Source organism: Armatimonadota bacterium, assembly GCA_036504095.1.
Lineage (GTDB): Bacteria > Armatimonadota > DTGP01 > JAKQQT01 > JAKQQT01 > DASXUL01.
This window is the reverse complement of sequence record DASXVS010000080.1, coordinates 47,258-63,869: the sequence shown is the minus strand read 5'-3', so window position 1 is coordinate 63,869 and position 16,612 is coordinate 47,258. Positions and strand designations below refer to the sequence as shown.

At 61.7% G+C, this 16,612-nt stretch carries 18 protein-coding genes; all 18 read left to right on the top strand.

Going from position 1 to position 16,612, the window contains the following annotated elements; all coding sequences use genetic code 11:
- The first annotated feature begins 96 nt into the window (after positions 1-96).
- The 18 genes from acs to VGM51_18555 all read left to right on the top strand — a co-directional run bounded on the left by acs (position 97) and on the right by VGM51_18555 (position 16,604).
- Positions 97-2,058 carry an acetate--CoA ligase gene (acs, locus tag VGM51_18640; GenBank protein HEY3415057.1) on the top strand — a complete coding sequence of 654 codons (1,962 nt, stop codon included), beginning with the start codon at positions 97-99 and terminating at the stop codon, positions 2,056-2,058.
- Between the two features lie 90 nt (positions 2,059-2,148).
- Positions 2,149-2,331, top strand: coding sequence for a hypothetical protein (locus VGM51_18635; protein HEY3415056.1), 183 nt, complete (start codon positions 2,149-2,151; stop codon positions 2,329-2,331).
- 15 nt (positions 2,332-2,346) lie between these two features.
- Positions 2,347-2,736: a Uma2 family endonuclease gene (locus VGM51_18630; GenBank protein HEY3415055.1), complete on the top strand. Its 390-nt coding sequence runs from the start codon at positions 2,347-2,349 to the stop codon at positions 2,734-2,736.
- Between the two features lie 58 nt (positions 2,737-2,794).
- Positions 2,795-4,291, top strand: coding sequence for a nitrilase-related carbon-nitrogen hydrolase (locus tag VGM51_18625; protein ID HEY3415054.1), 1,497 nt, complete (start codon positions 2,795-2,797; stop codon positions 4,289-4,291).
- 55 nt (positions 4,292-4,346) lie between these two features.
- Positions 4,347-6,191: a hypothetical protein gene (locus tag VGM51_18620; protein HEY3415053.1), complete on the top strand. Its 1,845-nt coding sequence runs from the start codon at positions 4,347-4,349 to the stop codon at positions 6,189-6,191.
- A gap of 161 nt (positions 6,192-6,352) precedes the next feature.
- Positions 6,353-7,486, top strand: coding sequence for an ADP-forming succinate--CoA ligase subunit beta (sucC, locus tag VGM51_18615; protein ID HEY3415052.1), 1,134 nt, complete (start codon positions 6,353-6,355; stop codon positions 7,484-7,486).
- Between the two features lie 44 nt (positions 7,487-7,530).
- Complete coding sequence (gene sucD / locus VGM51_18610; GenBank protein HEY3415051.1) at positions 7,531-8,403, top strand: succinate--CoA ligase subunit alpha; 873 nt, start codon at positions 7,531-7,533, stop codon at positions 8,401-8,403.
- Between the two features lie 120 nt (positions 8,404-8,523).
- On the top strand, positions 8,524-9,534 hold the full coding sequence (locus tag VGM51_18605) for a malate dehydrogenase (protein HEY3415050.1): 1,011 nt from the start codon (positions 8,524-8,526) through the stop codon (positions 9,532-9,534).
- A 64-nt stretch (positions 9,535-9,598) separates the two neighbouring features.
- The gene (locus VGM51_18600; protein HEY3415049.1) at positions 9,599-10,699 is read left to right on the top strand and encodes an AAA family ATPase; all 1,101 of its coding nucleotides are present in this window, start codon (positions 9,599-9,601) and stop codon (positions 10,697-10,699) included.
- Complete coding sequence (locus VGM51_18595) at positions 10,690-11,343, top strand: hypothetical protein (protein HEY3415048.1); 654 nt, start codon at positions 10,690-10,692, stop codon at positions 11,341-11,343. The genes VGM51_18600 and VGM51_18595 overlap by 10 nt, the downstream gene beginning before the upstream one ends.
- Positions 11,344-11,433: 90 nt before the next feature.
- Entirely contained in the window at positions 11,434-11,862 is a 429-nt protein-coding gene (sdhC, locus tag VGM51_18590) for a succinate dehydrogenase, cytochrome b556 subunit (GenBank protein HEY3415047.1), read from the top strand.
- The gene (locus VGM51_18585) at positions 11,862-12,254 is read left to right on the top strand and encodes a succinate dehydrogenase (protein HEY3415046.1); all 393 of its coding nucleotides are present in this window, start codon (positions 11,862-11,864) and stop codon (positions 12,252-12,254) included. The genes sdhC and VGM51_18585 overlap by 1 nt, the downstream gene beginning before the upstream one ends.
- 77 nt (positions 12,255-12,331) lie before the next feature.
- Complete coding sequence (sdhA, locus tag VGM51_18580; GenBank protein ID HEY3415045.1) at positions 12,332-14,074, top strand: succinate dehydrogenase flavoprotein subunit; 1,743 nt, start codon at positions 12,332-12,334, stop codon at positions 14,072-14,074.
- 43 nt (positions 14,075-14,117) lie between these two features.
- The gene (locus VGM51_18575; protein ID HEY3415044.1) at positions 14,118-14,309 is read left to right on the top strand and encodes a hypothetical protein; all 192 of its coding nucleotides are present in this window, start codon (positions 14,118-14,120) and stop codon (positions 14,307-14,309) included.
- Complete coding sequence (locus VGM51_18570; GenBank protein HEY3415043.1) at positions 14,306-14,830, top strand: mismatch-specific DNA-glycosylase; 525 nt, start codon at positions 14,306-14,308, stop codon at positions 14,828-14,830. The genes VGM51_18575 and VGM51_18570 overlap by 4 nt, the downstream gene beginning before the upstream one ends.
- A 47-nt stretch (positions 14,831-14,877) precedes the next feature.
- A complete protein-coding gene (locus VGM51_18565; GenBank protein ID HEY3415042.1) occupies positions 14,878-15,351 on the top strand; it encodes a peroxiredoxin in 474 nt (157 codons plus the stop codon).
- A gap of 160 nt (positions 15,352-15,511) precedes the next feature.
- Positions 15,512-15,895 (top strand): hypothetical protein, encoded by a 384-nt coding sequence (locus tag VGM51_18560; GenBank protein HEY3415041.1) that lies wholly within the window; start codon positions 15,512-15,514, stop codon positions 15,893-15,895.
- Between the two features lie 10 nt (positions 15,896-15,905).
- Entirely contained in the window at positions 15,906-16,604 is a 699-nt protein-coding gene (locus VGM51_18555) for a succinate dehydrogenase iron-sulfur subunit (protein HEY3415040.1), read from the top strand.
- Positions 16,605-16,612: the final 8 nt, after the last annotated feature.

Genomic DNA, 16,612 nt, shown 5'->3' with positions numbered 1-16,612 from the left:
AGGAGCCGATCAACAGAGTGTCGCCCCGGTGGTTTGCTATGCCGTTACGCCACCGAATAAGATTGTCTCATAGCTTTCCACCGGAAAGGAGAATGAATGAGCACAGAGTTCAGCGGGCAGACGATCGAAGCACTATTAGAGGAACACCGCACATTCCAGCCGGACGCCGCGTTTACGGCACAGGCGAACATCAACGATCCCGATATCGGCGCCAAAGCGGGAGACGACTCCGAAGCCTTCTGGGACGGCTTCGCCCGGGAACTGGATTGGACAACGCCGTGGGAGACCACATGCGAATGGGAGCCTCCGTTCGCCAGATGGTTCGTGGGAGGCAAGATCAACGTCAGCGCCAACTGCCTCGACCGGCACCTCAACGGCCCCCGCAAGAACAAGGCGGCGATTATCTGGGAAGGAGAACCCGGCGAGGAGAGGGTACTCACTTATCGCGACCTCTGGCGGGAGACCAACAAGTTCGCCAGCGTCCTGAAGTACCTCGGCGTTCAAAAGGGCGACCGCGTGGCGGTCTACCTGCCGATGGTCCCCGAACTGGTCATCACGATGCTGGCCTGCGCGCGAATCGGAGCGGTCCACAGCGTCATCTTCGGGGGCTTCAGCCCGGATTCCATCCGCGATCGAATCAATGACTGTCAGGCTAAAGTCCTGGTCACAGCGGACGGCGGCTACCGGCGCGGCATCGCGGTACCACTCAAGAGAACGGCGGACGAAGCGCTCAAATCGACGCCCACCATCCAGACCGTGGTTGTCCTGAACCGCACGGAAAACGCCGCCCTGGTGCCGATGAAAGAAGGGCGCGATCGTTGGTGGCATCGCCTGATGGAAGAGCATTCCAAACTGGTCTGCGAGCCGGAGGAAATGGACTCCGAGGACCCATTGTTCATTCTTTACACAAGCGGAAGCACCGGCAAGCCCAAGGGAATACTGCATACGACCGGCGGCTACCTGACGGGGGTATACGCCACCACGAAGTGGGTCTTCGACATCAAGGAAGACGATGTCTATTGGTGCACGGCGGACATAGGCTGGGTGACCGGGCATTCCTATATCGTCTACGGGCCGCTGGCGAACGGGGCGACGTGCGTGATGTACGAAGGCGCCCCGGACTACCCGGCGAAAAACCGCTTCTGGTCCATCATCGAGAAGTACGGTGTCTCCATCCTCTACACGGCGCCAACCGCCATCCGGACCTTCATGAAGTGGGGGCCGGAATTCCCCGACAAACACGATCTCACGTCGTTGAGGCTTCTGGGCTCGGTGGGCGAGCCGATCAACCCGGAGGCGTGGATGTGGTACCACCTGCACGTCGGCGGGGGACGCTGTCCCATCGTGGACACCTGGTGGCAGACCGAGACCGGCCATATCCTCATCACGCCGCTTCCCGGCATCACGCCAACGGTGCCCGGTTCCGCGACGAAGCCGTTCCCGGGAATTTCGGCGGATATCGTGGACGAGGCGGGAAACAGCGTCGCCGTGGGCGGCGGGTACCTGGTTATCCGCAAGCCGTGGCCCGGCATGCTCCGAAACATCTGGGGCGACCCGGAGCGGTACAAGGAACAGTATTTCGACAAATTCCCGGGGGTCTATTTCACGGGGGATGGCGCGAAGCGGGACGCGGACGGCTACTTCTGGATTCTCGGCAGGGTGGACGACGTGATGAACGTGGCGGGCCACCGCATCAGCACCATGGAGGTCGAGAGCGCGCTGGTCGATCACCCGGACGTCGCGGAGAGCGCGGTTATCGGCCGGAGCCACGATATCAAAGGGCAGGCGATCGCCGCGTTCGTCACTGTGAAATCAGGCGTGAAGCCCAATTCGGAGCTGGCCGGCGTTCTGAAGGAACACGTCGCCATGAAATTGGGCAAGTTCGCGCGCCCGGATGACGTGATCTTCGCAGGCGATCTGCCCAAGACGCGGAGCGGCAAAATCATGCGCCGCCTGCTGCGGGACATCGCTGAAGGGCGCGCGCTTGGTGATACCACCACCCTGGCCGATCCGGCGGTCGTCCGCGCCCTGAAGGAACGGTACGAGGAGGAGGGTTAGCGGAAACGTTGAACGATGAGCGGCCCTTTGCAGAATCGCTGCAAAGGGCCGTTGTCGTTGAGCGGGGTTGGATATGGGTAGAATGGGCTTATGATTGCTACCCGACGATCGGATAAAACAGGCATAACGTACGCGGAATGGCTCAAGATGCCGCGGACAACACAGCCACACGAAGTGATCGACGGAGAACTCATCATGTCGCCTGCGCCATCGTTCGACCATCAATGGCTCCTTGGCGAGCTGTATTCCTCGTTGAAGGACCATGTTCGCTAGAATCAACTGGGCGTAGTGATTGCGGCGCCTATAGATATCATCATCCGAAAGGCCCCCCAGCTCCGGACGCGGCAGCCGGACATGTGTTACCTGAACTCGGACAAGACCGGCATTCGCACGCGCCGGGATGCCCAGCGGATGCCGGCGATCGAAGTCGCTCCAGACCTGGTTGTAGAGCTTCTCTCCTCTGACGAGCGGCGTCAGTCGCTGGCAGGGAAACTGGCTGACTATGCGGTTCTTGGTGTGCTGGAGGCTTGGCTCGTGAGCCCCGAGGCTGAGACGATAGAGGTGCTTAGCCTTGAGGGCGAATCCCATGCGCGATGCGGCCTCTTCGGACGAGGCGACTTCGTGAAGTCGGCTGCACTGCCGGGTCTGAACCTCGCTGTGGACAGCATCGTCGAATAGGGCTTTCCCTACCCTCAACAATCGAACGCCGTGCCAGCGTCCGGACGTCATGACATGTATGAAGCCGGACCGTGCGAAACTGCACCGTTTGATCGCCGCCATCCTTGCGGGAACACTGACGGTAGCGCTCTACTCGCGTTGCTTCCCTCCATTCAACCTGCCATACATCGCCTGGTTTGCGCCGGTTCCGCTGTTGATCGTGATCCCCCGGCTGTCCCTTCGCAGTGCGGAGTGGTTCGGCTTTCTCACGGGATATGCCCTCTATGCGATCAACTTCCGGTGGCTGTACGCCATCTTCGGGTTCCCGGCCGTCGCGCTCTGGGGGCTTCTCGCGCTGTTCATGGCGGTGTTCTGCGTGCTGGTGCGATCGCTGCCGGCTGATTGCGGCCTCGGCAGACGCCTGTTGCTGATCCCTTGCTTCTGGGTGGCTGTGGAGTATGTGCGGTGCGAACAATGGCCGTTGCGATTCTCATGGCTGGCCATGGGGTATAGCCAGCACAATAGCCCCCTCATACTACCCCTTGCCGGATACGTTGGCGTATACGGGCTCTCATTCCTGATATTGGCAATTGCGACCTGCTTGGTTGCGGCGTGTCGAAGGCAATGGTGGCCGTCAATTATCGTGGCGGGGGGCATTGCCCTCATGCTTTCTGGCACGATGCGCGAGGATGCGACGAGGCACCAGCCAACGGCGAAGACCGGTCGCGTTGTGCTGATCCAATCGGGATCTCACAGTATCCGCGAGTTGATGGCGCGGAGCGACGCGGCGCTTGAGCGCAGGTCCATTCCAACGATTGTGGCCTGGCCCGAATATGCGTTGGAAAACACGGACACGGAAGACCCTGACGCCTACGCCAGGATCGCCGATTGGGCTAGTTCGCGGAACGTGGCGCTGGTATTCGGTGGGACCACTTCGAGGGGTGAGAACAGATACAGCAGCGCGGCCTATGTCCTTGGGCCTGATGGCGGGCGCAAGGGTGTCTACGAAAAGCACAATCCCCTGCCGTTCTTCAAAGATGGCGAGCCGGGCGCGGCTTATCCGGTCTTTTTCTGGCGACTCGGAGACCGGGTTGTCCCGTTCGGGGCGACGATCTGCTTTGACCTGTCTTTCGAGAGAAACGCGCGGATGCTGGCCCGGAGCGGCGCGCGATTCATCGTTGTACCGAGCGGTGAGCCATCAAACTGGCCGCGATTGGAGCAGGCCCAGCACGCAATCGTCGCTCCGCTGCGGGCCGCGGAAAACGGCATAGGGATCCTGCGATGTTCGGCGCCGGGGCCGTCCCAGATAGTGAGTCCGTCCGGCCGCGTCCGTCGCTCGCTGGATGCCGGTGTGGAGGGCGCGATAGAGGCTTACCCGGCATTCGGGGATGGCCGACGCACGATTTACAACCGCTTCGGCTGGTTGATTCCGGTCCTCTGCCAGGTTGTAACGCTGCTCTGGGTCCTGTCGCGCACGCAAGACGCTTTGATCCGCCGTCGCAGCGCGCGCCTGCAACAGGAGACCTCAGAAATCGGAGAGCATCCGAGCGATGTCGTAGGCAGCCAGCAATCGTGAACGCTATGCTGCGCCGCCGGCGCCCCGGCGCCATAATAGGGCGGGGGACCCGGCTTTGAGAACACTCCACATCCTGTCTCTTGGATCGATATTCATCTCGCAAGCCTTCGGCCCGGTGGACGCCATTGCCTCAACGGACCGCGTCGAGGGTAAGGATGCAACGCGTCCCCTCAAACCACCGGCCGTCAAACTCTGGCCCCAGATCACCCCGGGCATCCGCAGCCACGATAACGTCCTTACGATGAACTGCGTGGTGGCTGCGGACGGCCTCACAGTGACCGATACCGCCTGGGACACGTACCAGGTAACCGGTTGCGGCAAGCGATGGACCGTGAACATGGGATTGCCTATGGACGTGCCGCTTAAGGGCTATAAGTTCAGCCCCGAGTTCTCGGGGTTGCCGGTCAATCTGACCGTCGAGTTCTACAACCCGGCCAAACCGTGGGATGTGCGGGAAACCTACCAGGAAATCATCCTGCTGGGCGGCAAACCGCGAATCGGACTTCCCGCGTGGTTCCATATCCCGACCGATCGGCTGGCATACGATTTCGACGAAGGCGGCTGGTTCCCATCCGGCTGGAGCCTGCCCCGCGGGAAATACGCCCTGTGGCAGGGCGCTGCCAAGGCGCGTCAGCGCGACCGCAAGGGGCAGTGCCCTCTGTACGACTTCGGCTTCACCCACGTATCGCCCATTGCGATGTCTCCCGGCGGGTCGCAGGGGACCCGGGCGCGCCGGGCGCACCTCTTTACCGATAACGAGTGGATCGCCTATGACGGCGCCCGGGACGGCTTCGCGGTAGACCCCACCGACCCGAAGAACTGGCAGATCGGGCCCTTCAACCACTATGCCGATACCTGCGCTATCATTACCCCCGACTTCGAAGCTCCCGGCAGTTACGCGTGGAAGGACGACCAATTCAACAGTTTCGCCAGGCTCATCAGCGACGTTCGCGCCCGTCGCCCGGACCTTCTCATCGGATGTTGGGGTGTGGGTGTCGTCAACACTTCCTTCCGCATCTTCGACAGCGTCCTGGACGGGAAGCCGACCGGCGTGGTAGATGAGAGCGGCGCCAGACAGTGGCGTGGAAAGTATGACCATCCTTCCGCCGACCTGAACCCGGTCTTCAGTCGGTGCGACCTTAACTTCGGGAATCCCTCGGTCTACTGGATCAACAACTCCAAGCCCTCGCAGCTTTACGCTTTTGTGCAGGAATGGGAGCAAGGCAAGCTGGCCCGCCCTCAGGTCCCCAACGTTCTTTCCACCTGGATTCAGGTTGAGTTCGTGGACGGCTACCCGCTCTCCCAGTACCGCTTCACGGACGGGGCCGGAAAGGTGCGCCTCGAGGGCGTCAAACACCAGGTTCCCGCGTCCGCGACCTACGCACTATCTCTTTTCGGCCACTGCGTGATGGATGGCCTCCAGTGCTGGGATATTGGCGCGCATTACTCCGAGGATCTGCGGGACTACTCCGATTGGCGGATCGGCGAGCCGAACGTCAAGCGCACGATAAACGGCGTCGAGACGCCTCTGAACTATTACCTGAAGTACTTTGGCTTCTACAATTACCACGTTCTGGGTATGTGGCAGGCCGGCCGGAACAAAGACATCATCGAGGCCGCGACGGCATGGGAGATGCCGGAGCTTCGCACATCGGATAACGATGTGTGGCGCACCGGGGATGAACGTTATCCAAGCTACGCGAGTTTACACAAGGAGCCCCTCGTCCGCGCGAAGCTTTCCGCCGACCGGAAGACCCTGCTTGCTATAGCGTGCAATCCCTACAACAAAGGCGTCGAACAGGTGCGGATCAGGCTAGCCGGGCGAACGGAGGAATACGGCTTTCAGCTTGTTGGCGACTGGCCGATCATCCAGCGTTTCCCCGTCCGCAAGTTGCCGTAGGAACCATAGTCGGAAGGCTTTCGGACAGTCCCGAAGGCGCGCATCGGGAACATTATGCTTCCCTGCGATGTTACAGTTATGCGCCTGATTTATCGCAAGATTGACCGTGGCGCCGGTTCCGCGGCACAATCACAGCATAACCTGTAAGAAAGGCATCCTCGTTGAAACTTCAGGAATACCAGGCGAAGGACATTCTGCGCGAATACGGCGTTCCCGTTCCCAGGGGAACAGTCTGCGAGACCCCCGCCGAGGTCCGGGCGGCGGCCGAGAGCCAGGGGGGAACGGTTGTCATCAAAGCCCAGGTTCTGGTCGGGGGCCGCGGCAAGGCCGGCGGCGTGAAAGTCGGCAAGTCCCCAGATGAAGCCGCCGAACTTGCGGCGCGCATCCTCGGAATGGACATCAAAGGCCTCACCGTTGACCACGTTCTGGTCGAACCCGCCCTGGATATCGTCGACGAGATTTACGTTGGCATCGTGACCGACCGAAAGGCCCGGCGCAACGCTGTGATCATCTCCGCCGCCGGCGGTATCGACATAGAACAGGTGGCGGAGGAAACACCAGAGAAGATCACCAAAGTGTGGATCGACCCCGAACAGGGCCTTCGCGATTTCCAGATACGACAGGCGGGCTATGGCGCCGGCCTGCGAAAAGAAGCGATCGCGGCGCTTCCAAAGGTCCTCGGAGGCCTGTACCGTGCTTACATTGACAAAGACGCCGGGCTCGCGGAGATCAACCCTCTGGTGGTGACGGCGGCAGGCGACGTTGTGGCCGCGGATGCCAAGATGGTTATCGATGATAACGCTCTCTTCCGGCACCCCGAACTCGAGCAGATGGGGGCGGGCGCGGCGGAAGATCCCCTGGAGGCCGAGGCCCAGCGCCTGGGCATCAACTACGTACATCTGAGCGGCGAAGTCGGGATCGTGGGCAACGGCGCGGGGCTTGTGATGACCGCGCTCGATGAAGTGAAGGCGGCAGGGGGCAGCCCGGCCAATTTCCTCGATATCGGCGGCGGCGCCAAGGCCGGGATGGTGTTGAACAGCCTCAGGCTGGTCCTCCAGGATCCCAGTGTACGTGGCGTGATGGTGAACATATTCGGCGGCATCACCCGTTGCGACGAGGTGGCGACCGGCGTTGTAAACGCACAGCGCGAACTCGGCATCTCCGTTCCGCTGGTCGTCCGGCTTACCGGCACCAACGAGGACGAGGGACGCGCGATTCTCGCCGGCGCCGCGGGGATAACCCCCGCCGCGACGATGCATGAGGCGGCGGAGGCCATCGTGCTGGCGACTCGGTGAGTCGCCGGTTCCGGTGAACGGACTACGAACGATAGGACGGCGACGTGAGCATTCTGATTGACGAGACGACGCGGGTTATTGTGCAGGGCATCACCGGCCGTGAAGGCGAGTTCCATACGCGGCAGATGCTGGAGTACGGGACCAAGGTGGTGGCGGGCGTAACGCCCGGCAAGGGCGGACAGGTTGCCGCGGACAGCGTGCCGGTGTTCAATACGGTGCGCGGTGCCGTTGAGGCGACCGGCGCGAACGCCACGTGCATATTCGTGCCGCCACGCTTTGCCCCGGATGCGGTGCTCGAAGCCGTGGACGCCGACATTCCCCTCATCGTGCTCATCACCGAGGGTATCCCGATCAACGACATGATCATGGTGTACAACCGCGTGCAGCGGTCGAACTCGCGCCTGGTCGGCGGAAACTGCCCCGGTGTCATCTCATCCGGAAAATGCAAGATCGGCATCCTGCCCGGCCATATCCACTCCGTCGGTCCTGTGGGGCTTGTCTCAAGGTCGGGAACGCTGACGTACGAGATGGTCAAGCTCATGACCGACGCCGGGCTTGGCCAGACATCCGTCGTTGGCATCGGCGGCGACCCCATCCTCGGAACGTCCTTTGTGGACGTCCTCCCATTGTTTGAGGCCGATCCGGAAACCAAAGTCGTGGTGATGGTTGGCGAAATCGGGGGTTCCGATGAAGAGGACGCGATGGACTACGTTCGCACAATGACAAAGCCGGTCATCGGCTTCGTCTCCGGGCGCACTGCGCCGCCCGGCAAGCGCATGGGGCACGCGGGCGCCATCATCAGCGGCAAGACGGGCACCCCGCAGGCTAAGGTCGATGCGCTGAACACGGCAGGGGTACGCGTTGCGGACACCATACAGGAGATTCCTGTGTTCGTGCGGGAAGCTCTGTCCTCCTGAAATGTCAAGGTCGATAAACACCCGAAAACCTCCTTCCAATTTGAACGGTGCGGCGGAATGTTCCAACAATTGATTACAGTAATATCGATTTACGCTTAATCAGCAAAGGGGCACAGGGAAATGTATCTGACGGACAAGAAGGTAGCTATTATGGGTGCGGCCGGGGCCATCGGCTCGAACCTCGTGCAGGACCTGCTGTCTACCGGAACCGCGAACAACATCTCGATGTACGATCCCTTCGCCCAGGGGTTGGAGGGCGCGGCGGAAGAAATATACCACTGCGGATACGCCGGCGCGCGCGTCACTTACACGACCGATGTTGCGGAAGCGCTCTCAGGGGCGGCGTATATCATCTCGTCGGGTGGCGCGCCCCGCAAAGAGGGCATGACCCGCGAGGACCTTCTGAGGGGCAATTGCGAGATCGCCAAGGGCTTGGGCGAGAATATCAAGCAATACTGCCCAGCCGCCGAATTCGTCGTGGTGATCTTCAACCCGGCGGACATCACCGGGCTGACCACGCTTGTGTATTCCGGGCTTCCGGCGGGCCACGTCAGCACTCTAGCCGCGTTGGACAGCACCCGATTGCAGACGAGGCTAAGCCAGCATTTCGGCGTGGCGCAAGATGATGTCACCGGATGCCGGACCTATGGCGGGCACGGTGAGCAGATGGCGGTGTTCAAAGGCGGGATCGCGGTGCAGGGCGTTTCATTGCCGGCCATCCTGGCCGGCGCAAAGGTCAACGGCAAAGCGCTTTCGGCGGCGGAGTGGGCCGGCATCCAGGAACACACGCGAACCGGCGGCGCGCGCATCATCAAGCTGCGCGGCAGATCATCCTACCAATCCCCAAGCCACCAGAGCGTTGAGATGCTGCGGGGCCGCATCAATGTGGGCGGCTACCCCTGGCCATGCGGTGCGTATTTCCGCGACGGCGAGTTCGCCAAGGTGATGATGGCGGCGGATGTGAAATTCACCCCGTCTGGTATCTCTCCCGTGGCGCCCCAGGGGCTGGACGACGATATGGCGGCTCTCCGGGAGTCCTACAAGCACGTAGCGGCGCTGCGGGACGAAGTGATCGCCGCGGGCGTACTGCCCCCGGTGAGTGAGTGGGGCAAGCACAACCCGAATCTGTAGTCAGGAGAAGGCTGCAGGGGCGGGGCAAATGGCGCCCGGCCCGTTCCCCGATTCCTGGACGTTCATGAATATATACGTAGCGGCAACTCGGCAGAACGATGGCAAGACGGTGACCGCGCTGGGCCTTGTGCTCGCGCTGCAGAAACGCGTGTCCAAGGTGGGCTACGTGAAGCCCGTCGGACAGCATTACCTGGAAGTGAACGGTGAGCGGATTGACAAGGACGCCGTTTTAATTCAGGAGGCGGCCGGGCTGGATTTCGCACTGCAGGACATGAGCCCTGTCGCTGTGCCGCGCGGGTTCACCGAGGCATACCTGGACAATCCCCACCGCGATGACCTGATTCGACGTATCCGAGACTGCTATTCGCGGGCGTCGGCGGGTGCGGATATCACGGTCATTGAGGGAACGGGTCACGCGGGTGTTGGCTCCGTATTCGATCTTTCCAACGCGGACGTGGCCAAATTGCTGTGCGCGCCGGTACTGATCGTTTCGGCGGGCGGGATCGGCCGGCCGATCGACGAGATATGCCTGAACAAGGCGGTATTCGATCGCGAAGGCGTCCCAATCGCCGGCGTAGTGGTGAACAAGGTCGAGCCGTCGAAATACGTCAAGATCAACAGGTATGTCACGATGGGGCTCCAGAGGCACGGGTTGAAGGTCTGGGGCGTCCTGCCGTACAACGAGGTGCTGTCCAGTCCAAGCATTGAGCAACTGGTAGGTGACCTGAGCGCTGAAGTGTTGTCCGGCGCCGCCGAAATGAAGACCCCGGTCCGGCATTTTGTAATCGGAGCGATGCCGCCCCACGCGGCGCTTGATTATTTCCTCCCAGGTTCGCTGCTGATTACGCCGGGCAACAGGGATGACCTCATCATGGCGGCCCTCAGCCAGCGCGCGGCCGAGCATGAACAGAGCATGGCGGGCATAATCCTTACATGCGGAGAGCACCCGCATCCATCCGTGATGAACCTGGTCCGAAAGTCGGAGATCCCCATCGTCGTCGTGCAGGAGGATACGTTCGAAACGGCCAGCCGAATGCACGGCCTGATCGTCAAGATCCGGAGCGGCGATACCGAGAAGATCGCCGAACTGGAGCGGTTGACGGAGCAGTACCTGGACGTGGATGGCTTGCTTCAGTGGCTGGGAGACCATCCGGGGTGTCCGTAAGCGCAGAGGCGACGATCGAGACAGCCGAGCTTGTGTTGCGCAGGATCGCCGACAACGTATCGGCATTGGACGGAACCCAGCCGGGCGGTGCATTGCTCGGCCCCAGGCTGATGATCGCTGTCGCCTCCCGATTGCCGGATGCCGATCGGCTCGTCCGTGCAGGCGTCGCCGTCGAGTTGCTTCGGCGCGCGATTCTGATACACCGCGCCCCGCAGTCTGAGGAAGGCTGGCGTGCGCGGGATGTAACGTGCCTTTCGGGGACCCTGCGCGGGGACATGCTATTCGCGGAATCATTCCGCTTGCTTTCCGAGGACGGCGAGCCGCGCCTCGGCACCGTATTATCCCGGGCGATGGCCGCTGTGTCCGAGAGCGAAGCCGTGTCCGGGTCCGGCGGCGATCCCGCGTTCCGGATCCGGCGCGCCGCCGAATACTACCGCGGTGCAGCGGCCACCGGCGCCATCCTGGGCGAAGTGGACGCGACTGACGCGGATGCCCTGGCCGAATGGGGCCATGCGGTGGGGGAAGCGCACGAGCGAGCGCTACTGGGCGAATCCGTGATTTCCCCGCCCGGCCCAGCCGTGGTGTCGTGCGAATTGTGCGAATGGGTGCTTTCCGCGGTTGGCGCCCGGGATCGCGTGCCATGATGCGGTATTCGCGCCCGCCGAAGCGCTATCGTGGATTTGGCGCAAGCGGCGCCATTAGAATACTGTAGCGTCTGTCGAGGAGAGCCTCTTATGTACAAGCCCCGCGAAGGGCAGTTGTCCTGGTTTGGTCACCGCATCAGCGGGCTGGCCATATTCCTTTTCCTGTTCGGCCATATTCTCAGCACGTCTGTCATCGTGTGGGGGCCGCACGGACCGGATATGCATGCCAAACTGGACGCATTTTACCGATTGCCCATATTCACACTCGTCTTCCATCCCCTCCTGTTCGCCGCCGTCGCGTTTCATGCCCTGAACGGCATCCGCATCGTGATCATCGACTGGTGGAGCAAATCCACCGGGGTTCAGCGCAAGCTGTTCTATGCTGAGATCGTCCTCTTCGCCGCTCTGATGCTGACGGCGGTGAGGTTGATGATCGTCCCGGAATGGAACGCTTATCAGAACGCGAAGGCCGGCGGCGTTGCCACTGCCAGCGCGCAGGTTCAGGGAGGGATCCGATAATGGCCACTACAACCCGGACACAGCGGCCCAGACCGAGCGGCGCGTTCGAACTCCAGGCTTGGTTCTTCATGCGGGTCAGCGGCCTCGCGCTCGTTCTTCTCGCCCTGACTCACTGGACCCTGATGCATTTCATTAACCGGTTGAGCACGGAAAACGCAGCGTGGATCGTCGGGCGGTATCAGAATGTGGCGTGGCCGCTGTTCGATGCGACGATGCTTCTGTTCGCCATGCTTCACGGGACGAACGGTGTTCGCTATGTGATCGAGGAGTACATTCACAACCGCCCGCTGAACGTCCTAGCGAAGGCTGTTCTTTTCACGGCTTCGTTTGTGTTCATCCTGTTCGGACTCATCACCATCTTCATGCTTCCGCACGTAAAGAACGTGGGCTAGGGACGCCACGAGTGTATATTCACGCCGCCGCCGGAGGGTAGCAGGGCCGGACGCAGGCTGAAGGCTGAGAGTATAATATGGCTTTAGATACGTATCACAAATTCGACGCAATCATCGTCGGAGCCGGCGGCGCCGGATTGTATGCCGCCCTTGAATTGAGCCGCCAGGGCGTCAATGTCGCCGTCCTCAGCAAGCTCTATCCCACACGGTCGCACACCGGTGCCGCGCAGGGTGGAGTGAGCGCCGCCCTCGGGAACCTCGAAGAGGATTATCCCGAGTGGCACATGTTCGATACCGTAAAGGGTGGCGACTACCTGGTGGACCAGGACGCCGCGCGCATCCTCGCCGAGGAGGCGATCGTCACCGTCTACGACCTGGAGCACCTCGGGCTCCCGTTTGACCGCACGCCGGAAGGCAAAATCGCCCAGCGAAGATTTGGCGGCCACTCCCGGAATTTTGGCGAGGCCCCCGTGCGCCGCGCGTGTCACGCAGCGGACCGAACGGGGCATATGATCCTCCAGACGCTTTACCAGCAGTGCATTAAGAACAACGTTACCTTTTTCGACGAGTATCAGGTCACGGACCTGATCCTGAAGGACGGGGTGACGGCCGGCGCGGTGGCGATTTCCGTCTACGACGGGCAGATACACCGGTTCCACGCGAAGGCGGTGCTGTTCGCCAGCGGCGGGTTCGGCCGTATGTGGAAGGTCACCAGCAACGCGCACGCTCTCACGGGCGATCCGGTCGCCGTGTGCTATCGCCGCGGGATTCCGCTGGAGGATATGGAGTTCTTCCAGTTCCATCCCACCGGGATGTACAAGATGGGCATCCTGCTGAGCGAGGCGGCGCGCGGCGAAGGCGCCATCCTCCGCAACGGCAAGGGCGAGCGGTTCATGGAGCGCTACGCGCCGACGATGCTGGACCTCGCTCCGCGCGACATGATCTCCCGCTTCATTTACCTGGAAATCCGGGAAGGGCGCGGAATAGACGGCAAGGACTTCGTTCACCTTGATATGACCCACCTCGGCGCGGAGGCACTGGAGGCCAAACTGCCGGACATCACCGAATTCGTTCGGACCTATTTCGGCATCGATCCCGCCAAAGTACCCGTTCCGATCCAGCCTACCGCGCACTACGCGATGGGCGGAATCCCGACGGACGTCGAAGGCCGCGTGATCATGGACCCGAAGAACACCCCGTTGCCGGGAGCGTTTGCCGCCGGCGAGTGTGCCTGCGTAAGCGTGCACGGCGCGAACCGCCTGGGCACCAACAGCCTTGTGGACATCCTCGTATTCGGACGGCGGATGGGAATCGCCGCCGCGGAGTACTGCCGCGGCGCGGACTGGGCGGCCCTTCCTGAATCGTCCGACGAGGACACTCGAACTCAGGTGGAGCGCCTCCTGAGCAATACGGGTCAGGAAAGCGCCGGCGACATCCGGACGGAGATGCAGCGCGAAATGATGGACAAATGCGGCGTCTTCCGGAACGGAAAAGATCTCGAAGCCGTACGCGGCACCGTGAAGGACCTTAAGGATAGGTACCGGCACATCAGCGTCGGTGATAAGGGGCATACCTTCAACACGGACCTGCTGGAGGCCCTGGAACTCGGCTACATGCTGGATCTGGCCGAGGTCACGATCGAAAGCGCGCTGGTGCGCACGGAAAGCCGCGGCGGACACGCCCGTGAGGACTACCCGAACCGCGACGATGCCAACTGGCTCAAACACACGCTGGCCTATAAACAAGCGGACGGCAGTATCCGGATGGATTACAAACCGGTAGTCCTTGGTACGTTTGAACCGAAGGAACGGAAATACTGAGAGCGGGTTGAGGACCGCTGCTGGAGGGCGTGAAGAGACCGCAATGGCAGTTGAGCGTCGGGCAAAATCACCGCGACGGGTGGCGGGTGTCATCGGGCTGTTCTTCCTGGCATACGGCGCGTATGCCAGGTGGTTCACAGCGGATCAGCATACGTTGTACGCGGTGGCTTCGTGGGCGCTAGGGCTGGTCTGGCTGATCCTGGCGATTATGTGGAGCGATTCTGACCGGCCGTGACTGAGATACGGACACTGCCCGATGTGATAGCGCCCGGGTTGGATATCCTCTTTGTGGGGATTAATCCGAGCACTTTCAGCGCGCAGGTGGGGCACCACTTTGCGCGGAATACGAACCGATTCTATCGCGCGCTGTTTGAAGGCGGGCTCACGCCGCGACTCTACGCGCCCTCCGAAGATGGGGCTCTGCTGGACGTGGGCATCGGCATCACGAGCATCGCCGAGAGGCCGACCGGGATGGCCCAGGAGTTGAAGGGCGGCGAGTTCGCTGCGGGGCGGGAACCGTTGCGGCTGAAGGTGCGGACCTATCGACCGCTCATCGTCGCCTTTGCGGGCCGCATGGCCGCTACCGGGTATTTCGGCGCGCCCAGACCTGTCGGCGCGCAGGATGATATGATCGAAACGGCGCGGGTTTTCGTGGCGCCTTCGCCGAGCGCTGCAAACAAGGCGCATCATCCGGATGCGGACCTCTTCGCGTGGTATGCGCGTTTGAGGGAGTTTCGCGATCAATTGAAGATATAGCATCTCCCGTTAAGAGTGGCGGGAGCGTGACAGGAGGAGAGGACATTATGGCAATAGCAGTTGGCGCGAATGCGCCGAAATTGGCGATTTACAGCGATTCTCGCGAGGTGGTAAACCTGCCCCTCCCCGGTGAGGTTGCCGTGCTGGCGTTCTTCCCGGCGGCATTCACGGGTGTCTGCACAACGGAGATGTGTTCTTTCCGCGACGCGATGGCGCAGTTCAACAGCCTGAACGCGAAGGTATTTGGGGTGAGCACGGACCCGCCGTTCACATCGGCCGAGTTCAAGAAACAGAATTCGTTGAACTTCGCCCTTCTATCGGACTTCAATCACGAGGCCATCGAGGCGTACGGTGTCGAGTTCCCTGAACTCGCCGGCATCAAGGGCTACACTGTGGCCCGGCGCTCCGTGTTCGTGATCGGCAAGGACGGCAAGATCGCGTGGTCATGGCTTTCCGATACGCCGGCGAACGAACCGGACTACGATGCGGTGAAGAAGGCGGTCGAGGCAGCGTCGCGCTAACAGGATCACTATGCCGACGCAGTTCTGTACGACGCACAAGAATGTGGAGACCCTGCGCATCTGCGGACGATGCGAGCGGCCGTTTTGTCCGGATTGCCTGGTCGTCACTCCGGTTGGAGGGCGCTGCCGGGAATGTGCCCGAGGTCCGCGGATTGCGCGGTTGAAGATTGAGCTCTGGCGGTGGCCGCTGATTGCTTTGACGGCGGCCATCGGCGGGGTGGCCGGCGGCCTGGTCGTCGGTCTCGGCGGATTCTTCATCCTGCTCATCCTGTGGTTCGGCGGGATGTGGCTGGCCGGCGTGATCCTGGCGGTCTCCGGCCGGAAACCGGGGTGGCCGCTTGCCGCTGTGGCCATCGCCTTCATCGTGCTGGGCGTTCTCGGATCGGGCGCGGTGGACGGGGCAATGGGGTCGCTGAGGAATCCCGCGGATTACGCGTCTCTGGGCGCCGCGGTAAGGGACGGATTGGTCGATGGAGTGCTGACGCCGTTGAATTGGATCGCGGCGGGGATTATGGCGGTTGCGGCGTACAACAGGCTGCGGTAGGAAGGTTATTATGCAAGTTACTTTGAAGATTAAGCGGTTCAACCCTGAGAAGGACAAGATAGCCGCGTTCAAGGAATATTCCCTTGAAGTGGATCCCACGGACCGCGTCCTGGATGCGCTCAACGCCGTAAAGTGGTATCAGGACGGTACTCTCGCCTTCCGCCGCTCGTGCGCCCACGGGATCTGCGGCTCGGACGGTATGCTCATCAACGGGCAGAACCGCCTCGCGTGCAAGGTCCTCATCAAGGATATGGGCAGCAAGATCACCATCGAACCGATGCGCGGTCTCAGGGTTGTGAAGGACCTTGTGGTGGACATGGAGCCGTTTTTCGACAAGTACAAGTCCATCAAGCCGTACCTGATCGCGGACGATCCCGCGCCGGTGGTGGAACGCAAGCAGAGCATCGAGGACCGCGCGGTTTTCGATGACACCACGAAATGCATCCTCTGCGCTTGCTGTACCACCGGGTGCCCGGTCTTCTGGGCCGATGGCCGATACCTGGGGCCGGCGGCTATCGTCCAGGCGCACCGGTTCATCTTCGACAGCCGCGACGACGCCGGCGCCGAGCGGTTGGAGATTCTGAACGATCGCAGCGGCGTGTGGCAATGCCGCACCATCTTCAACTGCACCGAGGCGTGCCCGCGGGGAATCGACGTGACAAAGGCGATCGAGGACGTAAAACGGACGCTTCTGTTCAACAAGATATAGCGGGCGGC

Coding starts and splice junctions, on each gene's coding strand:
- sdhC (HEY3415047.1), top strand. CDS start 11,434: ATGTACAAGCCCCGCGAAGGGCAGTTGTCCTGGTTTGGTCACCGCATC.
- VGM51_18600 (HEY3415049.1), top strand. CDS start 9,599: ATGAATATATACGTAGCGGCAACTCGGCAGAACGATGGCAAGACGGTG.
- acs (HEY3415057.1), top strand. CDS start 97: ATGAGCACAGAGTTCAGCGGGCAGACGATCGAAGCACTATTAGAGGAA.
- VGM51_18575 (HEY3415044.1), top strand. CDS start 14,118: ATGGCAGTTGAGCGTCGGGCAAAATCACCGCGACGGGTGGCGGGTGTC.
- VGM51_18555 (HEY3415040.1), top strand. CDS start 15,906: ATGCAAGTTACTTTGAAGATTAAGCGGTTCAACCCTGAGAAGGACAAG.
- VGM51_18565 (HEY3415042.1), top strand. CDS start 14,878: ATGGCAATAGCAGTTGGCGCGAATGCGCCGAAATTGGCGATTTACAGC.
- VGM51_18635 (HEY3415056.1), top strand. CDS start 2,149: ATGATTGCTACCCGACGATCGGATAAAACAGGCATAACGTACGCGGAA.
- sdhA (HEY3415045.1), top strand. CDS start 12,332: ATGGCTTTAGATACGTATCACAAATTCGACGCAATCATCGTCGGAGCC.
- VGM51_18585 (HEY3415046.1), top strand. CDS start 11,862: ATGGCCACTACAACCCGGACACAGCGGCCCAGACCGAGCGGCGCGTTC.
- VGM51_18625 (HEY3415054.1), top strand. CDS start 2,795: ATGAAGCCGGACCGTGCGAAACTGCACCGTTTGATCGCCGCCATCCTT.
- VGM51_18605 (HEY3415050.1), top strand. CDS start 8,524: ATGTATCTGACGGACAAGAAGGTAGCTATTATGGGTGCGGCCGGGGCC.